The organism is Bradyrhizobium sp. (assembly GCF_036735945.1).
Classification (GTDB): Bacteria; Pseudomonadota; Alphaproteobacteria; order Rhizobiales; family Xanthobacteraceae; genus Bradyrhizobium.
Window position 1 is genome coordinate 1 of record NZ_DAINNI010000054.1, and the last position, 20,350, is coordinate 20,350.

22 protein-coding genes are annotated in these 20,350 nt (G+C 63.8%); 11 read left to right on the forward strand and 11 right to left on the reverse strand.

Going from position 1 to position 20,350, the window contains the following annotated elements:
* Positions 1-158 (forward strand): nucleoside transporter C-terminal domain-containing protein (locus V7E26_RS17790; RefSeq protein WP_324418435.1); only part of this gene is annotated, 158 nt, incomplete at its 5' end.
* 96 nt (positions 159-254) lie between these two features.
* Here V7E26_RS17790 and V7E26_RS17795 read toward each other — a convergent pair.
* Positions 255-794, reverse strand: a complete 540-nt coding sequence (locus V7E26_RS17795) for a cupin domain-containing protein (RefSeq protein WP_324418368.1) — start codon at positions 792-794, stop codon at positions 255-257.
* 164 nt (positions 795-958) lie between these two features.
* On the reverse strand, positions 959-1,246 hold the full coding sequence (locus V7E26_RS17800) for an usg protein (RefSeq protein ID WP_324418370.1): 288 nt from the start codon (positions 1,244-1,246) through the stop codon (positions 959-961).
* A 380-nt stretch (positions 1,247-1,626) separates the two neighbouring features.
* Between V7E26_RS17800 and V7E26_RS17805 the strand changes: the two genes are divergently transcribed.
* The 5 genes from V7E26_RS17805 (at position 1,627) to V7E26_RS17825 (ending at position 5,180) form a co-directional block, all read left to right on the forward strand.
* Complete coding sequence (locus V7E26_RS17805; protein ID WP_324418372.1) at positions 1,627-1,941, forward strand: co-chaperone GroES; 315 nt, start codon at positions 1,627-1,629, stop codon at positions 1,939-1,941.
* Positions 1,942-2,031: 90 nt separating this feature from the next.
* Positions 2,032-3,672 carry a chaperonin GroEL gene (gene groL / locus V7E26_RS17810; protein WP_324418374.1) on the forward strand — a complete coding sequence of 547 codons (1,641 nt, stop codon included), beginning with the start codon at positions 2,032-2,034 and terminating at the stop codon, positions 3,670-3,672.
* Positions 3,673-4,080: 408 nt separating this feature from the next.
* Positions 4,081-4,524, forward strand: a complete 444-nt coding sequence (locus V7E26_RS17815) for a phasin family protein (RefSeq protein WP_324418376.1) — start codon at positions 4,081-4,083, stop codon at positions 4,522-4,524.
* A 205-nt stretch (positions 4,525-4,729) separates the two neighbouring features.
* The gene (locus V7E26_RS17820; protein ID WP_324418378.1) at positions 4,730-4,939 is read left to right on the forward strand and encodes a hypothetical protein; all 210 of its coding nucleotides are present in this window, start codon (positions 4,730-4,732) and stop codon (positions 4,937-4,939) included.
* A 43-nt stretch (positions 4,940-4,982) separates the two neighbouring features.
* A complete protein-coding gene (locus tag V7E26_RS17825) occupies positions 4,983-5,180 on the forward strand; it encodes a hypothetical protein (RefSeq protein WP_324418380.1) in 198 nt (65 codons plus the stop codon).
* Between the two features lie 84 nt (positions 5,181-5,264).
* On the opposite strand, the gene V7E26_RS17830 is transcribed toward V7E26_RS17825, so the two are convergent.
* The 3 genes from V7E26_RS17830 to V7E26_RS17840 form a co-directional block, all read right to left on the reverse strand.
* The gene (locus V7E26_RS17830; RefSeq protein ID WP_324418382.1) at positions 5,265-6,026 is read right to left on the reverse strand and encodes a Crp/Fnr family transcriptional regulator; all 762 of its coding nucleotides are present in this window, start codon (positions 6,024-6,026) and stop codon (positions 5,265-5,267) included.
* A 543-nt stretch (positions 6,027-6,569) separates the two neighbouring features.
* Entirely contained in the window at positions 6,570-7,715 is a 1,146-nt protein-coding gene (locus V7E26_RS17835) for a DUF2778 domain-containing protein (RefSeq protein ID WP_324418384.1), read from the reverse strand.
* Between the two features lie 300 nt (positions 7,716-8,015).
* Positions 8,016-8,711 carry a DUF899 family protein gene (locus V7E26_RS17840; RefSeq protein WP_324418386.1) on the reverse strand — a complete coding sequence of 232 codons (696 nt, stop codon included), beginning with the start codon at positions 8,709-8,711 and terminating at the stop codon, positions 8,016-8,018.
* Positions 8,712-8,994: 283 nt separating this feature from the next.
* On the opposite strand from V7E26_RS17840, the gene V7E26_RS17845 reads away from it, so the two are divergent.
* Positions 8,995-9,513 carry a FecR domain-containing protein gene (locus V7E26_RS17845; protein WP_324418436.1) on the forward strand — a complete coding sequence of 173 codons (519 nt, stop codon included), beginning with the start codon at positions 8,995-8,997 and terminating at the stop codon, positions 9,511-9,513.
* 11 nt (positions 9,514-9,524) lie between these two features.
* Entirely contained in the window at positions 9,525-11,420 is a 1,896-nt protein-coding gene (locus V7E26_RS17850; protein ID WP_324418388.1) for a CHASE2 domain-containing protein, read from the forward strand.
* A gap of 12 nt (positions 11,421-11,432) precedes the next feature.
* Here the strand turns inward: V7E26_RS17850 and V7E26_RS17855 are convergent, their stop codons facing one another.
* The 3 genes from V7E26_RS17855 to V7E26_RS17865 form a co-directional block, all read right to left on the reverse strand.
* Positions 11,433-12,929 carry a glycosyltransferase family 39 protein gene (locus V7E26_RS17855; protein WP_324418389.1) on the reverse strand — a complete coding sequence of 499 codons (1,497 nt, stop codon included), beginning with the start codon at positions 12,927-12,929 and terminating at the stop codon, positions 11,433-11,435.
* Positions 12,930-12,936: 7 nt separating this feature from the next.
* Positions 12,937-14,067, reverse strand: coding sequence for a glycosyltransferase family 2 protein (locus V7E26_RS17860; RefSeq protein ID WP_324418391.1), 1,131 nt, complete (start codon positions 14,065-14,067; stop codon positions 12,937-12,939).
* A gap of 314 nt (positions 14,068-14,381) precedes the next feature.
* A complete protein-coding gene (locus V7E26_RS17865) occupies positions 14,382-14,582 on the reverse strand; it encodes a hypothetical protein (RefSeq protein ID WP_324418393.1) in 201 nt (66 codons plus the stop codon).
* A 214-nt stretch (positions 14,583-14,796) separates the two neighbouring features.
* Between V7E26_RS17865 and V7E26_RS17870 the strand changes: the two genes are divergently transcribed.
* Together V7E26_RS17870 and V7E26_RS17875 are read left to right on the forward strand one after the other, a co-directional pair.
* Positions 14,797-15,462 (forward strand): phasin family protein, encoded by a 666-nt coding sequence (locus V7E26_RS17870; RefSeq protein WP_324418394.1) that lies wholly within the window; start codon positions 14,797-14,799, stop codon positions 15,460-15,462.
* A 136-nt stretch (positions 15,463-15,598) separates the two neighbouring features.
* A complete protein-coding gene (locus tag V7E26_RS17875) occupies positions 15,599-16,423 on the forward strand; it encodes a DUF72 domain-containing protein (RefSeq protein WP_324418396.1) in 825 nt (274 codons plus the stop codon).
* Positions 16,424-16,432: 9 nt separating this feature from the next.
* Here V7E26_RS17875 and V7E26_RS17880 read toward each other — a convergent pair whose 3' ends face one another.
* On the reverse strand, positions 16,433-17,404 hold the full coding sequence (locus tag V7E26_RS17880; RefSeq protein WP_324418399.1) for a Bug family tripartite tricarboxylate transporter substrate binding protein: 972 nt from the start codon (positions 17,402-17,404) through the stop codon (positions 16,433-16,435).
* Positions 17,405-17,549: 145 nt separating this feature from the next.
* Here V7E26_RS17880 and V7E26_RS17885 point away from each other — a divergent pair, with 145 nt between their 5' ends.
* Positions 17,550-18,014, forward strand: a complete 465-nt coding sequence (locus V7E26_RS17885; RefSeq protein WP_324418401.1) for a DUF488 domain-containing protein — start codon at positions 17,550-17,552, stop codon at positions 18,012-18,014.
* Between the two features lie 99 nt (positions 18,015-18,113).
* On the opposite strand, the gene V7E26_RS17890 is transcribed toward V7E26_RS17885, so the two are convergent.
* Both V7E26_RS17890 and V7E26_RS17895 read right to left on the reverse strand, forming a co-directional pair.
* On the reverse strand, positions 18,114-19,028 hold the full coding sequence (locus tag V7E26_RS17890; protein ID WP_324418403.1) for a PhzF family phenazine biosynthesis protein: 915 nt from the start codon (positions 19,026-19,028) through the stop codon (positions 18,114-18,116).
* Between the two features lie 10 nt (positions 19,029-19,038).
* Positions 19,039-20,346: an adenylate/guanylate cyclase domain-containing protein gene (locus tag V7E26_RS17895; RefSeq protein ID WP_324418405.1), complete on the reverse strand. Its 1,308-nt coding sequence runs from the start codon at positions 20,344-20,346 to the stop codon at positions 19,039-19,041.
* Between the last annotated feature and the right edge of the window lie 4 nt (positions 20,347-20,350).

A 20,350-nucleotide genomic window follows, 5' to 3' on the forward strand; every position in this document is an offset into this window, starting at 1 on the left:
GCTTCGCCAACTTCGCCAGCCTCGGCATCATGATCGGCGGCCTCGGCACCATGGCACCCGAGCGGCGCGAGGAGATCAATGCGCTGGGGTTGAAGTCGATCGTGTCGGGCACGCTGACGACGTGCCTGATGGGCTCAGTGGTGGGGGTGCTCACATAAACCCGTAGCCCGGATGGAGCGAAGCGCAATCCGGGACACGTGTTCATTGATCGGCAGCGGCCCCCGATCTCGCTTCGCTCCATCGGGGCTACGAGATCAACCTGCCAATTCCACCGTCTTGAAATCCGCCGGCAGGATCACTTCCAGCAATTCCACGTCGTCGGAATAATCCATGATCAGGTGCTTGATGCGCGGCGGCTGGGTCCAGGCGCTGCCTTGCTGCATCAGCGTCTCGCCCTGCCCTTCCATGTAGGTCTTCACCCAGCCCTTGAGCACGTAGACCATCTGGAATTCGACGTCGTGGTAATGCAGCTTGGAAACTTCCGCCGGATTGCAGGGCCCTTCCAGGCGAATAACATGGGCCTGCGCCAGGCCATGTGTCGCATCCTTGATGCCGAGGTCGCGGTACTTTGCGTAAGTGCGCAGGCCGTCGGCCTTGAAGTCCTCTTCGCGGTGATGGCTGACGGCGATGGTCTGCTTCGGCCGCGCCTTCTTGGCCGGCTTGGCCTTCGACACGCGCGCCTTGGACTTGATGGTCTTGCGTGCCGAGGATTTGGCCGCCGTCTTGTGGCCCGACCATTTCTTCTTCACGGCGGGCTGCGCCGCCGGGCGTGACGCCACTTTCTTCTTGGCCATTGTTTCCTCCCTTTCCATCGTTGTTTGACGAGAGGCTAACACGAATTCAATTCGGTAGGGTGGGCAAAGGCGCACAGCGCCGTGCCCACCATCAAGCGCGAGATTTGCATCGGCAATGGTGGGCACGCTTGCGCTTTGTCCACCCTACAGCCTCGGCGCAAGCTTCAATGCAGCTGAAACACCCCGTCGACCGCCCGCAGCTCCGCCGGCTTGATCAGCCTGGAATGGGCAACGGTTACGGAAAACAGCGGGCCCTCGAGCTTTTCCTCCCAGAAGGCGAGGAAATCTTTCAGCGCCGGAAATTTCGGAAACAGATCGTAGTTCTGCCAGACATAGGTCTGCAGCAGCGAGGGATGATCCGGCATCCGATACAGGATTTGCGCCGTCGTCAGCCCGTAACCCAGCACCTGTTTCCGGAAGTCGTCGGAAACAACACCAACCCGCGAGACCATGCCAATACCTCCATTTCTGGAGCGCATTGTCGAGGTGGCTGCACACCGAGCCACCCCGGCGGAGATGCGCTCACATGAGAGAAATGTGACGCACGATACCAACCCATCACAAGCCTAAATGTTTAATGATGTGTTGAAAATTCACGCGTTAGCAGCAGCTTACCGCACGTGCTAATACGGGGTCCGGCGGTGACCGGCCGGTCGTTAATCATGCCCGACGAAATTGGCAGACCGGTTTTCCGAGTGCTAATTTTTCTGCTAGAAGCCCTTGTCCCCCAAACAAGTCTGGCCTAAATCAGCCGCAGCCGTGCTGGCACTCGCTGGCACGGACTGCCAAAACTACAAAATCGACAACATTCCCATACGTTTAGGAGGACTGCATGACCTTCCGTCCGCTTCACGACCGCGTCGTGGTTAAGCGCATCGACGCTGAAGAGAAGACCGCTGGCGGCATCATCATTCCGGACAGTGCCAAGGAAAAGCCGTCCCAGGGCGAAGTCGTCTCCGTTGGCCCCGGCGGCCGTGACGAAGCCGGCAAGCTGATCCCGATCGACCTCAAGGTCGGCGACCGTGTGCTGTTCGGCAAGTGGTCGGGCACCGAGGTCAAGATCGACGGCCAGGAGCTCCTGATCATGAAGGAGTCGGACATCATGGGCGTGCTCGACGCCCCCGCCTCCAAGAAGAAGGCCGCCTAATCCTTCGCCTGCACCGCTCACCCTGAGGAGCGCCGCAAGGCGCTTCCCCGCAAAGGGTGAGAAACAAAGATCAACTCAGGGAAACCAAATATGTCAGCCAAAGAAGTCAAATTCGGCGTCGATGCCCGCGACCGCATGCTGCGCGGCGTCGACATTCTCGCCAATGCCGTGAAGGTCACGCTCGGTCCGAAGGGCCGCAACGTCGTCCTCGACAAGTCGTTCGGCGCTCCCCGCATCACCAAGGACGGCGTCACCGTCGCCAAGGAGATCGAGCTCGACGACAAGTTCGAGAACATGGGCGCCCAGATGGTGCGCGAAGTCGCCTCCAAGTCCGCTGACGCGGCCGGCGACGGCACCACCACCGCGACCGTGCTCGCGGCTGCGATCGTCCGTGAAGGCGCCAAGTCGGTCGCCGCCGGCATGAACCCGATGGATCTGAAGCGCGGTATCGACCTCGCGGTGGAAGCCGTGGTCGCCGACCTCGAGAAGAACTCCAAGAAGGTCACCTCGAACGAGGAAATCGCCCAGGTCGGCACCATCTCGGCCAACGGCGACGCCGAAATCGGCAAGTTCCTCGCCGACGCCATGAAGAAGGTCGGCAACGAGGGCGTCATCACCGTCGAGGAAGCCAAGTCGCTCGAGACCGAGCTCGACGTCGTCGAGGGCATGCAGTTCGACCGCGGCTACATCTCGCCCTACTTCGTCACCAACGCCGACAAGATGCGCGTCGAGATGGATGACGCCTACATCCTGATCAACGAGAAGAAGCTCTCCTCGCTGAACGAGCTGCTGCCGCTGCTCGAGGCCGTGGTGCAGACCGGCAAGCCGCTGATCATCGTCGCCGAAGACGTCGAAGGCGAGGCTTTGGCCACGCTGGTCGTCAACCGTCTCCGCGGTGGCCTGAAGGTCGCGGCCGTCAAGGCTCCGGGCTTCGGCGATCGTCGCAAGGCCATGCTGCAGGACATCGCGATCCTGACCGGCGGCCAGGCGATCTCGGAAGACCTCGGCATCAAGCTCGAGAACGTCACGCTGCAGATGCTCGGCCGCGCCAAGAAGGTGATGATCGACAAGGAGAACACCACGATCGTCAACGGCGCCGGCAAGAAGGCCGACATCGAGGCCCGCGTTGCCCAGATCAAGGCGCAGATCGAGGAAACCACCTCGGACTACGACCGTGAGAAGCTGCAGGAGCGTCTGGCCAAGCTCGCGGGCGGCGTAGCGGTGATCCGCGTCGGCGGCGCGACCGAAGTCGAGGTGAAGGAGCGCAAGGATCGCGTGGATGACGCGATGCATGCGACCCGTGCGGCGGTTGAAGAAGGCATCGTGCCGGGCGGCGGCGTCGCCCTGCTCCGCGCCTCCGAGCAGCTCAAGCGCATCAAGACCCAGAACGACGACCAGAAGACCGGCGTCGAGATCGTGCGCAAGGCGCTGTCCGCGCCGGCCCGCCAGATCGCGATCAACGCCGGCGAAGACGGCTCTGTCATCGTCGGCAAGATCCTCGAGAAGGAGCAGTACAGCTACGGTTTCGACTCGCAGACCGGCGAATACGGCAACCTGGTCTCCAAGGGCATCATCGACCCGACCAAGGTGGTCCGTGCGGCGATCCAGAACGCGGCGTCCGTCGCGGCCCTGCTGATCACGACCGAAGCGATGATCGCCGAACTGCCGAAGAAGAACGCTCCGGCGGGCGGCATGCCCCCGGGCGGCGGCATGGGCGGCATGGACTTCTAAGTCCGGCCACTCAAGCCAACAAGAATGCAAAACCCCGGCAGCAATGCCGGGGTTTTCGTTTTGGGCCGGCGATGCAGACGCTTGCCGTAACGCAGCGAAAGTCGGCCGCGCGGACACACGGCAATGCTGACGAGATGGCTGCCCGATTTCCGAGATATCCCTGTTTTGCACAATGCGCCGTGGATATACGATCGTTTGTGTTGACAATCGCAGAAAAAATTCTTCGCGAGAGTCGCAATTCGAACCGACGTTCGACGTCTCCTGGCGCAAAGTTGCATCGGGTAAGGGGCTAAATCAAAGCTCATCCAAAATCTGGTCGGACACGGAGCGCGAGTTCTCGCGGCGCTGGTTAGCGTCGCGGAGAATGCTTTCGCCTGAATGGAGTAATGCTGCGTGAGTGAAAGCAAAATGAAAGCAACGAACGAAGCCAATGTTTTCGGACTGCCGCTGTTGGGCTTCTCGAACATCGGCTTGCCTGGCATCAACGGCAGCGAGCAGGCCCTCGCCCGCACCCGGGAACGCCTCGAGAAGATCAAGGCCGCGTCGGAGGAGATGACGGAAGCGCTGCGCGAGACCTATTCCAGCAACGCCAGGAGCGCCACCGACTACGGGCTGAAAGTGCTCGAGCTGTCGAGCGTCAACACCGTCTCTGCGCTCGATTTCATGATCCATCTCTACGGCAGCAAATCGGCGACAGACGCTTTTGAATTGTCCGCGAAGCAAACGCGCAAGGCATTCGACACCGCTTCCCACCAGACCAGCGAATTGTGGGCGCTTTCGCAGAAGCTTGCGAACGAAACCGGCGAGCCGATGAGGAAGCGCTTCAGCAAGGCTCTCCGTCAGGCAAACTGAGAGCCTGCCCGATACACGTCCAGGGACTTTCAAGGAGAGATCCGGCCGGTTGGAACTTGGCCCGTTGAGCACAGAGCCCCCACCAGCTCTGCTCGACCGACAAGGTGCGCGATGCCCCCCAAGTGACCCGCACCGACCACAGGCATGCTCCAACCGGCCGGTACTTTCCGCACAAAAGCAACGGGCAATTTGCAGGGAGAGTGACATGGGTATGGTAATGGTCAAATGTCCGCGAACCGGACACGCGATCCCCACCGGTATCAGGACTGATCGCGAGAGCTTCGGCCGTTGCTCGGTGTTCTTCTCACGCACGCGCTGCGTGATCTGCCACACCGATCATCCCTGGTTCGCGCGCGAAGCCTGGGTCGACGAGTCGAGCATCCGGTTGCAGCATCACGCCGGCTCTACGGCGTAATCGTTTGCGCGGGACGGAGGATGATTGCGGTCGAGGGGACGCCATGCCGCGCATGCAAATTTCAGATGAGACCTCCACCTGGCTGCTGCAGGCCAAGGACATTCTTGACGAGGCACGACGGCTGAAGCCGGGTCCTGAGCGCAAGGAGCTGCGCCAGACAGCGAAAGTGCTGCGGGAAATTGCAAAGCGCGAGGCGGTATCGCAGCAACCACCCGAACATGATTGGCTGCAGAGACGCTGATCCGGCGAGTTCTCTCCCCCGGGTTGGACTTCGCAGCAAATGCATCAGGAGATCATGCGGGGATCAAGGATCGCGCGAAAGCGCTCACAAGGCATTACCCGACTTTCTCCCAGGAGTGCGCTCGTGTTCGCGTAGAACCGGCGCGCGCGATGGGTCCCAATCCGCTGAAAAAATCTCCTCGACTTCACGACGCATGGTTCGATGGCATTCGCACGCCGCGACCGCGAGCCGTCTCGGATCGATCTCGATCAGGCCTCGCCGATCAGCCCTGATGCCTCCACGCGCACGCAGCTTGCGCATCAGGAGCGTCACGGTCGTGCGTCGCACACCGAGCATCTGCGACAGCGCATGCTGGGTGAGCGGCAGCTCATCGTGGTCGACGCAGTCGCGCAGTTGAAGCAGCCACCGCGCCATGCGGGCCTCGACGGGATGCAGCGCATTGCACGCCAAACCAAGCTGGAACTGAACCAACATCGTCTTGACGTGACTTTGAACCATGCGCCGGACCGCAGGATTCCGGTTGAACACCCTGTAGAACCGCGATGCCGGAATCCGGAACGCGGCGCCGGCCGCCCGAACGACGGACGTCGTTGCCGAAGGTGATGGCCCGAGCACCGAAAGCATGCCGACGGCTCCCTCGCGCCCGACCGCCGCGGTGGCGACCGTGTGTCCGTCCGCCATGTCGATCATCATTGTGATAGCGCCGCTGTGGGGAAAGATGACATATTCGATTTCGTCGCCTGCCCGGGAAAGGACGGCGTCCTGCTCAAGCGCGATCGTCTCAAGTTCAGGCCCCAGCAAATCGAGATCCGGCGCAGGCAATGCTGCAAGAAGGCGGTTGCCCATTGTGTCGCGACACTTCACTGCGGAAAACCCCCAGTGACGCGTCTGCGGCGTTCGCCATTCGGAACGTCGCGAAACGTCGGTTTCAACATCGATCAGATCTGCCCTCTTTCGCGCGTACTCCCATGAGACGCGCTCTCTCTACAGACGAACAAGCTTCCAGTGCTTGGTTGCAATACGGACCTTCCGCTCGCATGCCGTCGAGGGAGTTAGATGCAAATGAGATGCCCGAAGCAACCCTGAAATGCGCATGGGTAACAAGGAAGCAGTGCGCCGCAATTCGGTTCCAGCACCGGACTTTCGCTTGAGTGTTGTTCGCTAGCGTATCGCCGTTATATCCGCTCGTAACGAACATCCGGCTGCTAGAAGAGAGGCACCGATGTCCCGTTGGGCGCAGCGAAGCGAATTCATCCGTCCCGGAGCGGGCGCATGAATTGCTTCGCGGCTCCCAATGACAAGGAGGATGTTCTTGCCTGAATCGAAAGGCGTGCAGCCGCTTTCGCGGGGATCGACAACGCTCGCTCGCGAAGCAGTGTCGCGCGCTACCTACTGGACCTTCGCGAGCACCGCGAGGCGGCGGATGCCCTTGTTCTTGTAGGCATCGAGGAAGGCGTAGTAGTCCTTGAAGGAGACGCAGCCGTTGGACTGTCCGCTCGGCCCGAGCATGTAGGTGTGGGCGAGCAAGCCGTCGCGATTGAAGATCTTGTCCTGGCCGCCGATCGGCGTCAGCCGCAGCGCCGGCACGCCGTGAAACAGCGCCTCGCGCGGCTTCAGCTCGTAAATGTGCGGCGGCGTCACGCCCTGCATGCGCACATGCGAGGAGCGAACGTCATCCATCCTGGAGCCGAGTCCGGAATGCGCCTCCAGCCTGGTGCCGTCGGGCAGATAGACCATCTTCGCGGAAATGTCGTAGACCGCCGTCTGGCGATCATAGGGCGGCGCGCCGCCGAGCATCGGATTCTGGCTGCGCGTATCGATGATGCTTCCGGTGACGCTGGCGTCGGCGGAGGCATAGGCCAGCAGCGCGTTCGCCGGCTGCTTGCCCCACAGCTTTTCGACCATGTTCGCGCGGTCGCCCGAGCCGATCGACATCACGGCCGCCTTGGCGCGCTGCGCCATGTCGCGAATGGGATTGGCGGAGGCTTTCGCGGGCTCCTGCGGCGCCGGCGCCGGGACATTGAGCGCAAGCTGGGTCGCAGGCGCCGCAACCTTCGGCTTGGCCGCTTCGGCGCGCCTGGGCGCCTCGACAGCCTTCGGCGCTTCAGCCGGCGGAGCGACCGCCGCAAGTTTCGTTGTTTCGACTTGCCTCGCCTCGCCGGCTCTCGACGGCTCGCCCTGCGCGGCAGCCGCAGCGAACCGTTCGTTGAACATCATCGAGTTCGCGACGTTCTCCGGCGCGGGCATCACCAGCGGGCGCTGTTCCAGCGATGCGAAGACTTCGTCGAAGGCCGGCTGCACCGGACGGGCGGCAATGACAGTGGAGTTACTGCTGGCAACGGGCGCGTCGTAAGCGCCGCTGTTCACGGTCGGATAGATGCTGGCGCCGATCACGTTGGTGTAAACGGTCCAGGCGCAGCCCAGCACGAGGCCAGCGACCGCGACACCGCCGAGGAAATTTTGAGGAATAGCTTTACGGGAAGGTTTCCTGCGGTTGGAAGCCGCAGGGCCGAACGCACGCGTACGCTTACTCATTCACACAACGCCCAGAACAAATTCCACCAAGTCCCCCTTTGATGCCGCGTCCCGACGGGTACCCCGCAGCATCTCGCAGAGGCACAGAGCGTCATTAAGGCGAATTTTAGTTAAATCAGGATTAAACGCGGGCGGAACTAAGGCGCTTGCAAACATATGGAACTATTGGGAAAATCGGTTCTCGATCGATGCAGAAATCAGCTTGAATCGGCTGGGATCAGGGACATCCGGCGCAAAGCCCACACCGGATGTCCCATATTGGACCAAGTTCGGCCTCAATCCTTGAATGGGTCGAATGCGCTAATAGCTGAGCCGCGGATACCAGTCCTTGCCGCGCCCTTCCGGCGTGGTGTCGAGAATGGTCCAGAGCGGATCGATGTCGGGCGCGCCGCGCGGATCCTGTCCGGGATCGGCGGTCGCACCTCCCATTTCGCCGGACCAGAAATGACGGATACTACCGTCGCGCCGCGTGAACACGCTGTAGCCGGGCACGTCGGCGTCGGCAGCGCTGACATAGTCGCGCGTGTAGTCGCCCGACATATCCGAATAGATCCGGTGTTGCGTCCAGCCGCGCGCCTTCTTCGCCGCGATCAGCCGCGCGATCGGCGAGCGCGCCACGAATACGAAGGCGATGCGCTGCGCGATGTCAGGGAGCTTTCCTTCCCACGTGCTCATGAACGACGTGCACATCGGGCACGGCTGCTCGCGCTGCGGGCCGAACATGTAGCTGAAGATCACGAGCGTCTGCCTGTCGCCGAACAGATCCGGCAGCGTCGCCTTGCCGCCCTCGCCTTCGAACTCATACTTCTTCATCACCGCGCCGCCCGGCGGCAGCGCGCGGCGCAAGGCGGCGACGCGCTCGATGTGACGGCGAAGTTCTATTTCCTCCGCCAGCAATTGCTCGCGGGCGCGGCGATATTCGGCGCTCTCGTTGGGAAAGCGCAAGCTGCTGGCGCGGGCGAGTTCGGCGGCGGGCTTCAGGGTGGAACCGGACATGGGGACACCTCCTGTTGGACTGGTCGATTGGAAGAACGTCCATCGCCTCGCCAGGCCGACAGCGGCGAGCAAAAAATCGGTGATAAACTAGCGGTTTCGGCCTGTTTTGGCGACGTTTTTGGCCGATTTCTCGCATGGCAGCTATCGCCGAACCTAAATCCTCGCCCAGAGACACATTATCGCCGGCCATTGGCTTTGCATTGGCGACGGCAAGCGATACGGCACCGTATCACAACCCCTAATCGCTATATTCGTCCGTACCCAAGGGGAAGCTGCCATGACAATGACGCCGGCGCGCGCCGGATCGATCGCCTTCGCGGGGCTGTTGCTGTTCGCCGTGCCCGTTGCGGCCCAGCCGGCAATATCCGGCTGTACGTCCACATTGACCGCGCAGGCGACGCAGACCTTGCAGTGCGAGTCCGGGATCACGATCGTCGCGGAGAGCGGCGCCAGGTTTGAACTGCGGGATCGCAACCGCGACGGCCATGTCGATTCCGTCGAACTCAGCAACAGGGCGCTGCTGCTCGAAGTGCCGAAGAAGGCAGGCCGCGCGCGCTTCAATGTGATTACGCCACAGGCGATTGCCGCGGTGCGTGGCACCAAATGGGCTGTCGACGCCGAGGGCGGTAAGACCTCCGTCTTCGTCGTCAACGGCCGCGTGAGCGTCGCGCGCGCTGCCGGTCGCGGCAGCGTCGTGCTCGGCCCCGGCGAAGGCGTCGACGTCGAGACCTCGGGCAACCTCGTCGTCAAGCGCTGGGGCGCGCCGCGCGTTGCGGCCCTGATGGCAAGATTGGGACAATAGAAGCCGAGCCAATGAGCAGCCGACGTCTTCATATTGTGGTTGCGTTGCTCTGCACGGGATTATGGGCAGGCGCGATCTGGTTCGGCCATACGCGCGGTCATCTGCGCTTTCTCGACCGGCTGGAATCGGCGCTGACCGACGCGCGAACGCTGGCGCGGGGCGTCAAGGCGCCGCCGGACCTGGTCACGATCGTCGCGATCGACGACACCATCGTCAAGCTCGGCGGCGCCTATCCCCTGCCGCGCGCGGAGATCGCCAAAATCGTCGAGGCGATCGCGCGGCTGGAGCCGAAGGTCATTGCCGTCGATCTCCTGCTGGTCGACAAGGGTCCCGCGGATGGCGATGCGGCGCTCGCAAACTCTTTCACGCTCCGTCCGACCGTGCTCGCGGCGGCCGCCGTGTTCTCGGACACCGTTCAACCCTCCGCGGAGAGCGATGGGCCGCTGGCCCGGCTGCCGACGGCCAACCGCTTCCTGCGGCCGCTCCCGGCATTTGCCGAGCGCGCCGAAGTCGGCATCGTCAACGTGGCGACGGGCCAGACCGGCACGCCGCTATCGGTGCCGATGCTGTTCCGGTCGCGCGACAATATCGAATTGTCGTTTCCGCTCCGTGTCGCCTCCATTGCGATCGGCCAGAAGCTGACGATCGAGCCCGACCGCCTCAGGTTCGGCGGCCGGCCCGTCCAAACGGCCGCGGACTATGCACTGCCGATTTCCTTTTACGGCCCGCGCCAGACCATCCGCACGATCAGCGCTGCCAATCTGATCGACGGCAATGTCGACAGGGAAGTGATCCAGGGCCGCATCGTGGTTCTCGGCGCCACCGCGACCGGCGCCGGCGACTTCTTTCCGACGCCGTTCGACTCGCTGATGCCGGGCGTGGAAATCATCGCAACCGCGATCACGCACCTCGTGGCGGCGGACGACATCGTGCGCGACCGGCCGGTCCGCATCATCGAGGCGATCGCGACGATCCTGCTTCCGCTGCTGCTGATCGGACTATTGGCGTGGCGGCGAAACGCCGTCGGTCTCATTGCAGTCAGCGCCGTCGTGCTGGCATGGGCGGCCGCGAACGCGATCGCCTTCGCGCACGGCATCTGGCTCAACGCCGCGGTGACCATCGCGGCCGCAGCCCCGCCGCTGATGCTGTTCGGCGGCATTCAGCTATGGTCGGGCCGGCGCAGCGCCGAGCGTCTCGCCGCGCAGAACAGGCTGCTCGAACAATTCCACACCCCGGGCCTGCAGCAATGGCTGAAGCGCGATCCCGACTTTCTGCTCGCGCCGGTCAGGCAGAATGCCGCCGTGGTGTTCGTCGACCTGTCCGGATTTACCTCGCTCAGCGAAACGCTCGACCCCGATGCCACGCGCGGGCTGCTGCACGAATTCCACGCCCTTGTCGACAAGGAGGTGACCCGCTGCGGCGGCGTCATCACGAGCTTCCTCGGCGATGGCGCCATGATCCTGTTCGGCCTGCCGGAGGCTTCGGTGGACGATGCGACACGCGCCGCACAGTGCTCGATCGCGCTGTGCGTCAGGACCGAACGCTGGATCGAGGCCTTGCCGCCGCAGATCGCGGCGCGGATCGGCTTCAAGATCGGCGCGCATTTCGGCCCGATCGTCGCCTCGAGGCTCGGCGGCCGCAACCATCAGCACATCACCGCCACCGGCGACACTGTGAACGTGGCGAGCCGGCTGATGGAAGTGGCGGCCCGCCACGATGTCCGGCTGGCGGTGAGCGACACCTTGCGCGTTGCGGCTGAGAGCAGCGGGGCGCGGCTGAAGACCGGCAGCCTCTCCGGCCCCGTCGAAGCGCAGATTCGCGGCAGGTCCGGCTCGCTTACGGTCTGGCTGTGGCGGAGCGAATGCCTGACGCCGGATCAATGTGCGCGACACGACGCCGCCGAGTGACCGCCGCGCCGCCTACATCGCCGGCGGCGGCGTGCGGTCGAACACCTCGCCCTTCGGCCCGCGCAGCAGATACAGCGCATAAATCTCGATCACCAGCGGACCGCGCTTGCGCTCGACTTCGCCGATCTTCTCCGCGCTGGCGAACCTGTCGCTCAACGGGTCATCGCCGGGGAAGACCTCGCGGACGTAGAGCAAGGGGCCGGCAAGCTGCGCCGCGTCAGGCTCGGGCATGTTGACCCAGCGGATGCGCTGGCTCTGCTGCGCGACGCAGGTGCCCTTCGGCAGATGGAAGGCGAGCCAGCCGGTGGTCCCGTAGTCGGAAGCCAGCACGCAGGTAGCTCCGGTTCGCGCCCTCGCGGCCTCGATCGCGGCGGCCGTCTCTCGCCAGCCGACCCCGATGCTGCGCACGGTGGCATCACGGCGATAGCCCGACAGCAGGCCGGTGTCGGCCTGCACGACCAGCAGCACGAACATCGCAATACCGCTTGGCGCCGCCCAGCGGCGGCAGAAGTCCGCCAGACGCTGCCAGCGCGGCGGCCACTGCACCAGATGCGCGGCAACCGCCGCGGCGATCGCAAATGCCGGATAGACCGGCGCAAACCAGTTGGCCTCGACGCGGGCATGCAGCGAATGCCAGACGAAATAGGCGACGACGATCCAGAACATCGCATTGACGAGCACGCGCGCCGGCTGCGCGCCGGCGCGGCGGCGGAACAGCGCATAAAGCCCCATCGTCCCGAGCACCCAGACCAGCGGCGTCGCGAACGCGATCTGCGTTGGAATCAATTCGGCGATATAGGCCGGGCGGAAATGCTCGATCCGAGACCGCCCCATCTGCTTGATGAAGGACACCCAGTGATGTTCGGCATTCCAGAGGATGACGGGCGCAAACAGCAGCAGCGCAACGATCCCGCCGAGGTAAGGCCACGGCGACATCAGCCAGTGCCGCAGCTTGGGAACGGCAACCAGCCAGATCAGGATGGCCGGGCCGAAGAACAGCGCGGTGTATTTCGACAGCAGCGCGCAGCCGGCGGCAGCGCCGACCGCGAGCCACCACACGCCCTGACCGGTCTGCAGCACCTTGGCGAGCGCAAACAGCAGAACGCCGGTTGCCACCAGCAGCGGTGCATCGGGCGTGACGATCATGGTGCCGACCGCGGCCATCAGCGTGATGTTGAGCAGGATCGCGGACGAGGCCGCGACGCGGCGGCTGCCGAACAGGATGGCGGCGGCCTGATAGATCGCCCAGTTCATCGGCAGCGCGAGCAGGACCGACACCAGCCGCACGCCGAATTCGGTGTCGCCGGCGATCATGGTGCCGAGCCGGATCACGACGGCGACCATTGGCGGATGGTCGTAATAGCCGCCGGCCAGATGCTTCGACCACATCCAGTAATAGGCTTCGTCGAAGGTGATCGGCGTGAACCAGGCGGCGATCAGGCGCAGCGCCACCAGCCCCAGGATCACCAGACCGGTGTTCAGGGCAACCCGCGCCTCATTCGGGTTCATGTTCCGATTATCGCTTGCGCCAGACGAACAGGCCCGACATCGCGTAGTTCCAGACTACGCCCATCAGCGCACCGGCAAGTCCCGCCAGCCACCAGATCGGCTCCTGGTCGAAGACCGCAAAGGCAACGCCGACATTGGCGAGCAGCCCGACGCCGCACACCAGATAGAACAGCAGGAGGCCGCGCAGGATCGCAAATCCCTTCAGCCGCTGGTCGCGATAGGTGAGGAAATTGTTCAGGATGAAGTTGCTGGTCATCGCGACCAGCGCGCCGACGGCCTGCGCCTCGGCAAACGGCGCCCTGAAGATTTCATGCGCGACGAACAGCGCCGCGAGATGGACGACGAGGCCGGTGCCGCCGACCATCGCGAACAACAGGAAGCGCAGCGACACCACGTCGTGCGTCATCTTGGCCAGCACCAGGCCGAGGAAGTCCAGCGCCACCATGGAGTCGAGCTTGCTCTCGCCATGCTGGCGCGACCCGAAGGTGAAGGGAATTTCGATCGTGCGCAGCTTGCCCTGCGCGGTCGCGACGATATCGAGCAGGATCTTGAAGCCCTGGGTCGAGAGCTGCGGCGCCAATTGCTCAAAACGGTCGCGGCGGATCATGAAGAAGCCGCTCATGGGGTCGGCGATCTCGACCTTCAGCGTACGCCTGGCGACTTCGGTCGCCAACTGGCTGGCCCCTGCCCGCTGCTTGTTGAAGCTGTCGGCGCTGCCGCCCTCGATATAGCGGCTGCCGACCACGAGTTCGGCCTCGCCGCTGCGCAACAGCGCGACCATCTTCGGGAGCTGCGTCTCGTCGTGCTGCAGGTCGGCGTCGATCACCGCCGCATAGGGCGCACTCGAGGCCAAAATGCCCTCAATGCAGGCGCCCGACAGGCCGCGCCGTCCGATCCGGCGGATGCAGCGGACGCGGGAATCCTTCCGCGCCAGCGCCCGCACCACTTCCCAGGTCTGGTCTGGGGAATTGTCGTCGACAAAAACCACTTCCCAGGCGATGCCGGCCAGCGTGGCTTCCAGCCGCCGGTACAGCACGGTGACATTGTCGCGCTCGTTGAAGGTCGGGACAACGACCGAAAGCTCAGGCAAACCGGCCTGCGACGGGGTTAGGGAGTCCGGTTTGATGGCGTCATTCATGACCGGCAGCGTATATCCGCAGGCCGCTGACATGCCAAGGCGAGCTTGGCGACGAGGTGACCGGACCGTGAAAACCGGGACGAGATCGGCCGGCTGATTGTCCAGCGCGGACGAATCGGTAGCCGCGGCCGGATCGTCCCCCAGACCCTACATCGCTTGAAAATGCTCTGAAAATGCCAACGACCACGAACAGGGGGCGCGCGTACATCCGGCGCAGCCGAGCCATTCATGGTCGTCCCAGCGCCGGAGCTTTAACGCGTCAACGTCGCCGTTACATGCGAGATAGGAATGCCCAGGGCCTTCCGCAAGGGGTCCTAGTTCGGCACTTCGCGAATCACCGGCCCGCGCGGGGCCGGCGCCGCGGGAACCTGCTGCAGCGCCGACGCCGGTTGCTGGATGCTCGCCGGCCTGGCCGGCTTGCCGTACTGGCCGATCGGCCCGTAGGCAATCGCAACCACCATCACAACCGAAGCGACAATAGCGCCCAAAAGACCTGCGATCGATTGCGAATTCATGCTCAGCTATCCCCTGCCTGACCGGGAACTGATATCATGGAAAAAGCGCGTGACGAAATAGGCCGCGGCATCGGTTACCGGCAAAATCGGCCGAGCGGCGGATCTTCAAAATCTCACCACGCGAGTGCCGCGCGACGGACAAGCAAGAACCGCGATTCCATCGCAAACATGGCAGAGTTTCGACCTTTGATTTTGACAGGGATGAGGGAAAAGAATGCCGACGACAGATGTAACCAAACCGCCGGGAAAATCCGGGCGAAGCAAGGGGAAAGGCGAGCGCAAGAAGAAGGCGAACGTCAGGAGCCCCGCGCCGGTCCAGTTGCAGACCCCGGAACCTGTCGAACCGCAGAAGGCGGATCAGAACCTGCAATCGCAGCCGGAGCCCGTTGTCGTCGAGAGCCCCGCGATGGATCAGCCGCCGGCCGCAGCCGAGCCGGTCGAGGCCGTTGCAGCGGTAGAGTCCGTCGCCGCTTTGCCCGGGCCTGCGCCGGAAGCAGCGCCCTCGCCCGCTGCGCTGGAGCACGCCGCGCCCGAGCCCTTGGCGCCCGAGCCCTTGGCGCCCGAGCCCGTAGCCCCCAAGGCTGCCGAAGCCCCGCCGGCCGAGATCACGCTGGTAAGCCTGCAGACCATCGCCAACGCCTACCGCGACTACACCAGGAAATCACTCGAGGAGTTCGGCTCGTTTGTCGAGCAACTCAGCGGCGCGCGCTCGCTCGACAAGGCGATGACGGTCCAGAGCGAATTCGTGAAGCGGGCCTATGAAAACTCGGTCGCCGAGTCGCAGAAGATCTGCGAACTCCACACCCGCCTCGCGAGGCAAGCCCTCGATCCCTTCAAGGGACTGGCAGGCAAGGCGTCGCCAACGCAGGACAAGCGCTAGGGCGCACGCAACTCGAAACGAGTAGATTGACAGCAGCAAGAGGCTCCGGTTTCCGGGGCCTCTTTCGCAATCTGGCCAACCATGACCGGTTTGGCTAACATCATCAGGCCCCTTCTCATTCCCGACGAGTTCTCCCGTGAGCAAGCCTGCGAAATCGACCGCGAAGAACAGCGGCAGCATCTATATCGGCATCGGCGGCTGGACCTTCGAGCCGTGGCGCGGCGTTTTCTATCCGGAGAAGCTCGCGCAGGCCAAGGAGCTGTCCTATGCCGCCTCCAAGCTGACCTCGATCGAGATCAACGGCACCTATTATGGATCGCAGAAGCCGGAGAGTTTTCGCAAATGGGCCCGCGAGGTGCCCGATGGTTTCCTGTTCTCATTGAAGGGCCCGCGCTTCGCGACCAATCGCCGGGTGCTGGCGGAGGCCGGCGATTCCGTAAAGCGCTTCTACGATTCCGGCGTGCTGGAGCTTGGCGACCGGCTCGGTCCGGTGCTCTGGCAGTTCGCGCCGACCAAGAAATTCGACGAGGCCGACTTCGGCAAGTTCCTCGAACTGCTGCCGCGCAAGCTGGATGGGCACGCGCTGCGCCACGTGGTCGAGGTGCGGCATGACAGTTTCTGCGTGCCGGAGTTCATCGCCCTGCTGCGCCAGTTCGAAACGCCGGTGGTGTTTGCCGAACACGGCAAATATCCGGCGATTGCCGACATCGCTAGCGACTTCGTCTATGCGCGGCTGCAGAAGGGCGATGATGAGATCAAGACGTGCTATCCGCCAAAACAACTCGACGCCTGGGCCAAGCGCTTTCAGGCCTGGGCCGATGGCGGCGAGCCCGACGACCTGTCGCGGGTCGACAAGAGCAAGCCGAAGAAGATGCCGCGCGACGTGTTCGCCTATGTGATCCACGAGGGCAAGATCCGCGCGCCGGCGGGCGCGATGGAGTTGATCGAGCGCGTGAAATAATCGAGGCACTCAATCCAGCTTGATGCCGGCCTCGCGGATCAGCCTGGTCCAGCTCTCGTACTCGGACGCGACGAAGCCATCGAGCTTGTCGTCGGCAAGATCCCACGCTTCCCCGCCGCTCTTTTCGAACCGTTCCTTGAGTTCGGGCAGGATGCTGCGGATCTCCCGGCGCAGTTTTGCGAGGACCTCGGGCGGCGTTTTCGCCGGCGCGAATATCCCGAGCCAGGAATCGACGTCGAGGCCGGGGACTCCAGCTTCGGACATCGTCGGCACATCTGGCGCCAGCGGGCTGCGCTTCGACGACAGCACCGCGATGCCCCGCGCCTGCTCTGATTGGACGTAAGGCAGCCCGGCGGAATTGGAATCGAAGAACAGGTCGATGCGGCCGGCGAGCAGATCGGTGAAGGCCGGCGGCGAGCCCTTGTAGGGGATTTCCTGGAACTTCACGCCGGCCGCCTTCATGAAGGCGGCAGCTACCAGATGTTGCCCGGTGCCGACGCCGGCCGTCGCCACCGAGATGGAGCCCGGGCTCGCCTTCGCCGCGGCGACGATGTCCTGCAATTTCGCATGCGGCAGATCCTTGCGGGCGACCATCACGTAACCGAACTTGTAGATCAGTGCGACCGGCACGAAATCCTTGCGCGGATCGTAGCCGAGCTTCGAATACAGCGCCGAGTTGAAGGCCATGTTGGAGAGGCCGCCGACGACAAGCGTATAGCCGTCCGGCTCGGCCGCAGCGGCGGCCTGCGTACCGACGACGGTTCCGGCGCCCGGCTTGTTCTCGACCACGAAGGCCTGCCCCATCCGCTTCGAAAGCGCGTCGGCAAGTTGCCGCCCGACCAGATCGTAGCTGCCGCCCGGGCCGATCGGGACGATGATCTTCACCGGACGGTCGGGATAGCCGGACTGCGCGTGCGCTGCGGCAATGCCGCCTGCGGCCAACGCCAGCAGCGATGTCAATGTCCGGAAAAATCGGTTCATCGTGTCCCCCCGCGAGATGCGGCCTTCGACAGGCTCTTTGTTGGGACTATGCGACAGGCCACATCCGGCGGCAACGCGACATATGGCAATCATCGCCGCGCTACCCTAGCTTTACCGATGACAGATCAGCGCAGCGGATATCGACATGGCCCGCAGGACAAAACGCCTCTTCACCATCGGCTACGAGCAGACGCCGGCCAGGGCCGTGCTCGACGAACTGGAGCAGGCGGGCGTCAAGCTTCTGGTCGATGTCCGCGCCGTGGCCTCCTCGCGGCGCCCGGGCTTCTCCAAGAACCAGCTCGCGGCGGGGCTCGACGAACGCGGCATTTCCTATCTGCATCTGAGGGAGTTGGGCACGCCGAAGGAGGGCCGCCTGGCGGCGCGCAGCGGCAAGTACGATCTGATGCACCGGATCTATTCGAAGCACCTGAAAACGCCGCAAGCCAGGGAGGAACTCGACGAGCTGTCGGCGCTGGTGAAGCAGGCGGGGCCGGTCTGCATTCTCTGCTACGAACGCGACCACACGCATTGCCACCGGCACTGGATCGCGGAGATTATCGAGGAACGCGATGGGGTGAAGGTGCAGAATCTGGTCGCGCCGCAGGTGTAGAGCCGTAGCCCGGATGGAGCGCAGCGCAATCCGGGAACGGTGCCGCAAGCGGATCGACCTGCCCCGGATTGCGCTGCGCTCCATCCGGGCTACGAACAACTACCCCTTCCCTTCCAGCCGGAACGTTCCCTCCATCATCTTCACGGACGCACCGCCGACATGGATCGACGCGACCTTGCCGTTCTGCTTGCGGACACGCGTCAGCAACAGGCTCGGGCGGCCCATGTCGACGCCCTGCCCGATCTTCAGTTTCAGTTCGCCATCGCTGGTAGCGTCGAGATCGGCAAGCAGCGCCGCGGCCGCCGCCGTCGCGCTGCCGGTGGCCGGATCTTCGGACAGGCCACTCGAACCGGGATGGAACATCCGCGCCTGCAACTCGCATGGCCTTTCGCCCGGTGGCACATCGCGGGTATAGAAATAGACTGCATCGCTGCCGTCCAACGGGAACGTCTTTTCGAATGCCGCCGCATTCGGCTTCGCCCGCCGCAGCGCCTCGCGCGAGGCGAGTTCGACGGCGATGAAGGACAATCCCACCGAGATGACCTGCGGCGGATGCCGGTCGGTTCGCACATCGCCTGCCGGCAGCGAGAGCAGCGCCGCCGCCTGCTCGGCACTGACTAGCGACAGGCGCTTCAAGGGCTGCGGCGCCGTGAATTCGGTGCTGACGACCCTGCCCTGCTCGGTCACGATCTCGACCGGCACCAGTCCGGCCTCCTCCTCGAACAACAGCCGCGCCGGCGGCTTGGCGGCCTCAGTCGCCAGCACGAAGGCGGTGCCGACATTGGGGTGGCCCGCGAAGGGTATCTCGCGGTTCACCGTGAAGATGCGAACCTGCGCGTCGTGTGCGGCATCGCGCGGCGGCAGCACGAAGGTCGTCTCCGAGTAATTGAACTCCCTCGCGATCGCCTGCATCTGCTCCGTCGACAGCCCGCCGGCGTCGAGCACCACGGCAAGCGGATTGCCGCCAAAGGCGCGGTCGGTGAAAACGTCGACCGTGATGTAACGCCTGACCATTTCGATACTCCTATCCCAGCCGCCACACGGCCATCGGCCGCTCATAGCCCCTGACCTCGACCTCGCCGAGTGAGACAGCATCGCCGCAGGCGTCGCCGAGCGCTTCGTGGACCGCTTCCGAGATCAGGAACTGCGAATTGAAATCCTTGTTGAGCGCCTCGAGCCGCGAGGCGAAATTCACGGTGTCGCCGATCACAGTGTATTCCTTGCGCCGCGGCGAGCCGATGCTACCGGCGACGACTTCTCCGAGGTGAATGCCGATGCCGATGCGTAGCGGCCAGCTCGTAGCTTCGTTGACACGCGCATTGGCCTCCAGCATTTCGCGCGCGGCGGCGACTGCGCGGTGTGCCGGGTCCGGCGCTTCGAGCGGCGCGCCGAACAGCGCCAGAAAGCCATCGCCCAGAAACTTGTTCACAATGCCGCCGTGGCGATCGAGAATCTCGACCAGGATCGCAAAGGCGCCGTCGAGCCGGTTCACGACTTCCTGCGGCGTGCGGGTGCGCGCGCCGGCCGTGAAGCTGCGGAAGTCCACGAACATGACGGCGACGCGGCGGATGTCACTGTCGGTCTTCGTGCCCTCGGCCATCAAGCGCTCGACCACCTGCGGCGAGACGTGCTGGCCGAACAGGTTCGTGATGCGGTCGCGCGCGGTGGCCGCCATGATGCTCTTCTCGAACTGGCGTCGCAACTGATGACCCACAGCGCCCGCGAGCACGCCGCCGATCAGCAGGATCAGGCTGCGCGCGGCATGATAGAAGACGCTGACTTCCTGGCCGGGGTCCGGATGATAGAAAATCGCCATCGCAAACAGCTGTGCCGCGGCGACGAATCCGGTGAAGGCGGAGAGCCAGAAATCCAGCCGCAGCGTGGAGAGGATGATGAAGATGAAATACGTCATCGGGACCACGAAGCCGAGCGCAGCGACCGACCCCATGGCGTTGATGTGCAGCGCCAGCGCCACCGTCGGTATCGAGGTTTCGATCAGTGCGCCGAGATATCGCCGGTACAGCGGCAGGTCGCGGCCCTGGCGCATGTGCCGCTGGATCGCGCCGTGCACCCACCATTCGAACAGGACGAACGGCACCATGACCGAATAGAGGTAGCGCGGCTTGAGATTGCCATGCCAGACCTCGCTGACCGTCTCCGGTGCAAGGAGATAGACGGTCCAGAGAATGACCGACAGCACGACGGTCGTTCCGATCAGCGCCTTGACGCGGAGCAGTTCGGTCGACATCACCTCGTGCGTCAACGCGCGCTGGAAATCAGCCGAGACGCCGGTGTCTTGGATGTCTTCTTTCTTGCCCCAGAGCCCAAACATAATT

What these genes read in the sequence shown, in the direction of transcription:
- V7E26_RS17800 (WP_324418370.1), bottom strand. Translation starts at nt 1,246, where the DNA reads ATGGTCTCGCGGGTTGGTGTTGTTTCCGACGACTTCCGGAAACAGGTG.
- V7E26_RS17815 (WP_324418376.1), top strand. Translation starts at nt 4,081, where the DNA reads ATGAAAGCAACGAACGAAGCCAATGTTTTCGGACTGCCGCTGTTGGGC.
- V7E26_RS17835 (WP_324418384.1), bottom strand. Translation starts at nt 7,715, where the DNA reads ATGAGTAAGCGTACGCGTGCGTTCGGCCCTGCGGCTTCCAACCGCAGG.
- V7E26_RS17880 (WP_324418399.1), bottom strand. Translation starts at nt 17,404, where the DNA reads ATGAACCGATTTTTCCGGACATTGACATCGCTGCTGGCGTTGGCCGCA.
- V7E26_RS17895 (WP_324418405.1), bottom strand. Translation starts at nt 20,346, where the DNA reads ATGTTTGGGCTCTGGGGCAAGAAAGAAGACATCCAAGACACCGGCGTC.
- V7E26_RS17850 (WP_324418388.1), top strand. Translation starts at nt 9,525, where the DNA reads ATGAGCAGCCGACGTCTTCATATTGTGGTTGCGTTGCTCTGCACGGGA.
- V7E26_RS17795 (WP_324418368.1), bottom strand. Translation starts at nt 794, where the DNA reads ATGGCCAAGAAGAAAGTGGCGTCACGCCCGGCGGCGCAGCCCGCCGTG.
- V7E26_RS17845 (WP_324418436.1), top strand. Translation starts at nt 8,995, where the DNA reads ATGACGCCGGCGCGCGCCGGATCGATCGCCTTCGCGGGGCTGTTGCTG.
- V7E26_RS17825 (WP_324418380.1), top strand. Translation starts at nt 4,983, where the DNA reads ATGCCGCGCATGCAAATTTCAGATGAGACCTCCACCTGGCTGCTGCAG.
- V7E26_RS17855 (WP_324418389.1), bottom strand. Translation starts at nt 12,929, where the DNA reads ATGAACCCGAATGAGGCGCGGGTTGCCCTGAACACCGGTCTGGTGATC.
- V7E26_RS17865 (WP_324418393.1), bottom strand. Translation starts at nt 14,582, where the DNA reads ATGAATTCGCAATCGATCGCAGGTCTTTTGGGCGCTATTGTCGCTTCG.
- V7E26_RS17805 (WP_324418372.1), top strand. Translation starts at nt 1,627, where the DNA reads ATGACCTTCCGTCCGCTTCACGACCGCGTCGTGGTTAAGCGCATCGAC.
- V7E26_RS17885 (WP_324418401.1), top strand. Translation starts at nt 17,550, where the DNA reads ATGGCCCGCAGGACAAAACGCCTCTTCACCATCGGCTACGAGCAGACG.
- V7E26_RS17890 (WP_324418403.1), bottom strand. Translation starts at nt 19,028, where the DNA reads ATGGTCAGGCGTTACATCACGGTCGACGTTTTCACCGACCGCGCCTTT.
- V7E26_RS17830 (WP_324418382.1), bottom strand. Translation starts at nt 6,026, where the DNA reads ATGGGCAACCGCCTTCTTGCAGCATTGCCTGCGCCGGATCTCGATTTG.
- groL (WP_324418374.1), top strand. Translation starts at nt 2,032, where the DNA reads ATGTCAGCCAAAGAAGTCAAATTCGGCGTCGATGCCCGCGACCGCATG.
- V7E26_RS17870 (WP_324418394.1), top strand. Translation starts at nt 14,797, where the DNA reads ATGCCGACGACAGATGTAACCAAACCGCCGGGAAAATCCGGGCGAAGC.
- V7E26_RS17820 (WP_324418378.1), top strand. Translation starts at nt 4,730, where the DNA reads ATGGGTATGGTAATGGTCAAATGTCCGCGAACCGGACACGCGATCCCC.
- V7E26_RS17840 (WP_324418386.1), bottom strand. Translation starts at nt 8,711, where the DNA reads ATGTCCGGTTCCACCCTGAAGCCCGCCGCCGAACTCGCCCGCGCCAGC.
- V7E26_RS17860 (WP_324418391.1), bottom strand. Translation starts at nt 14,067, where the DNA reads ATGAATGACGCCATCAAACCGGACTCCCTAACCCCGTCGCAGGCCGGT.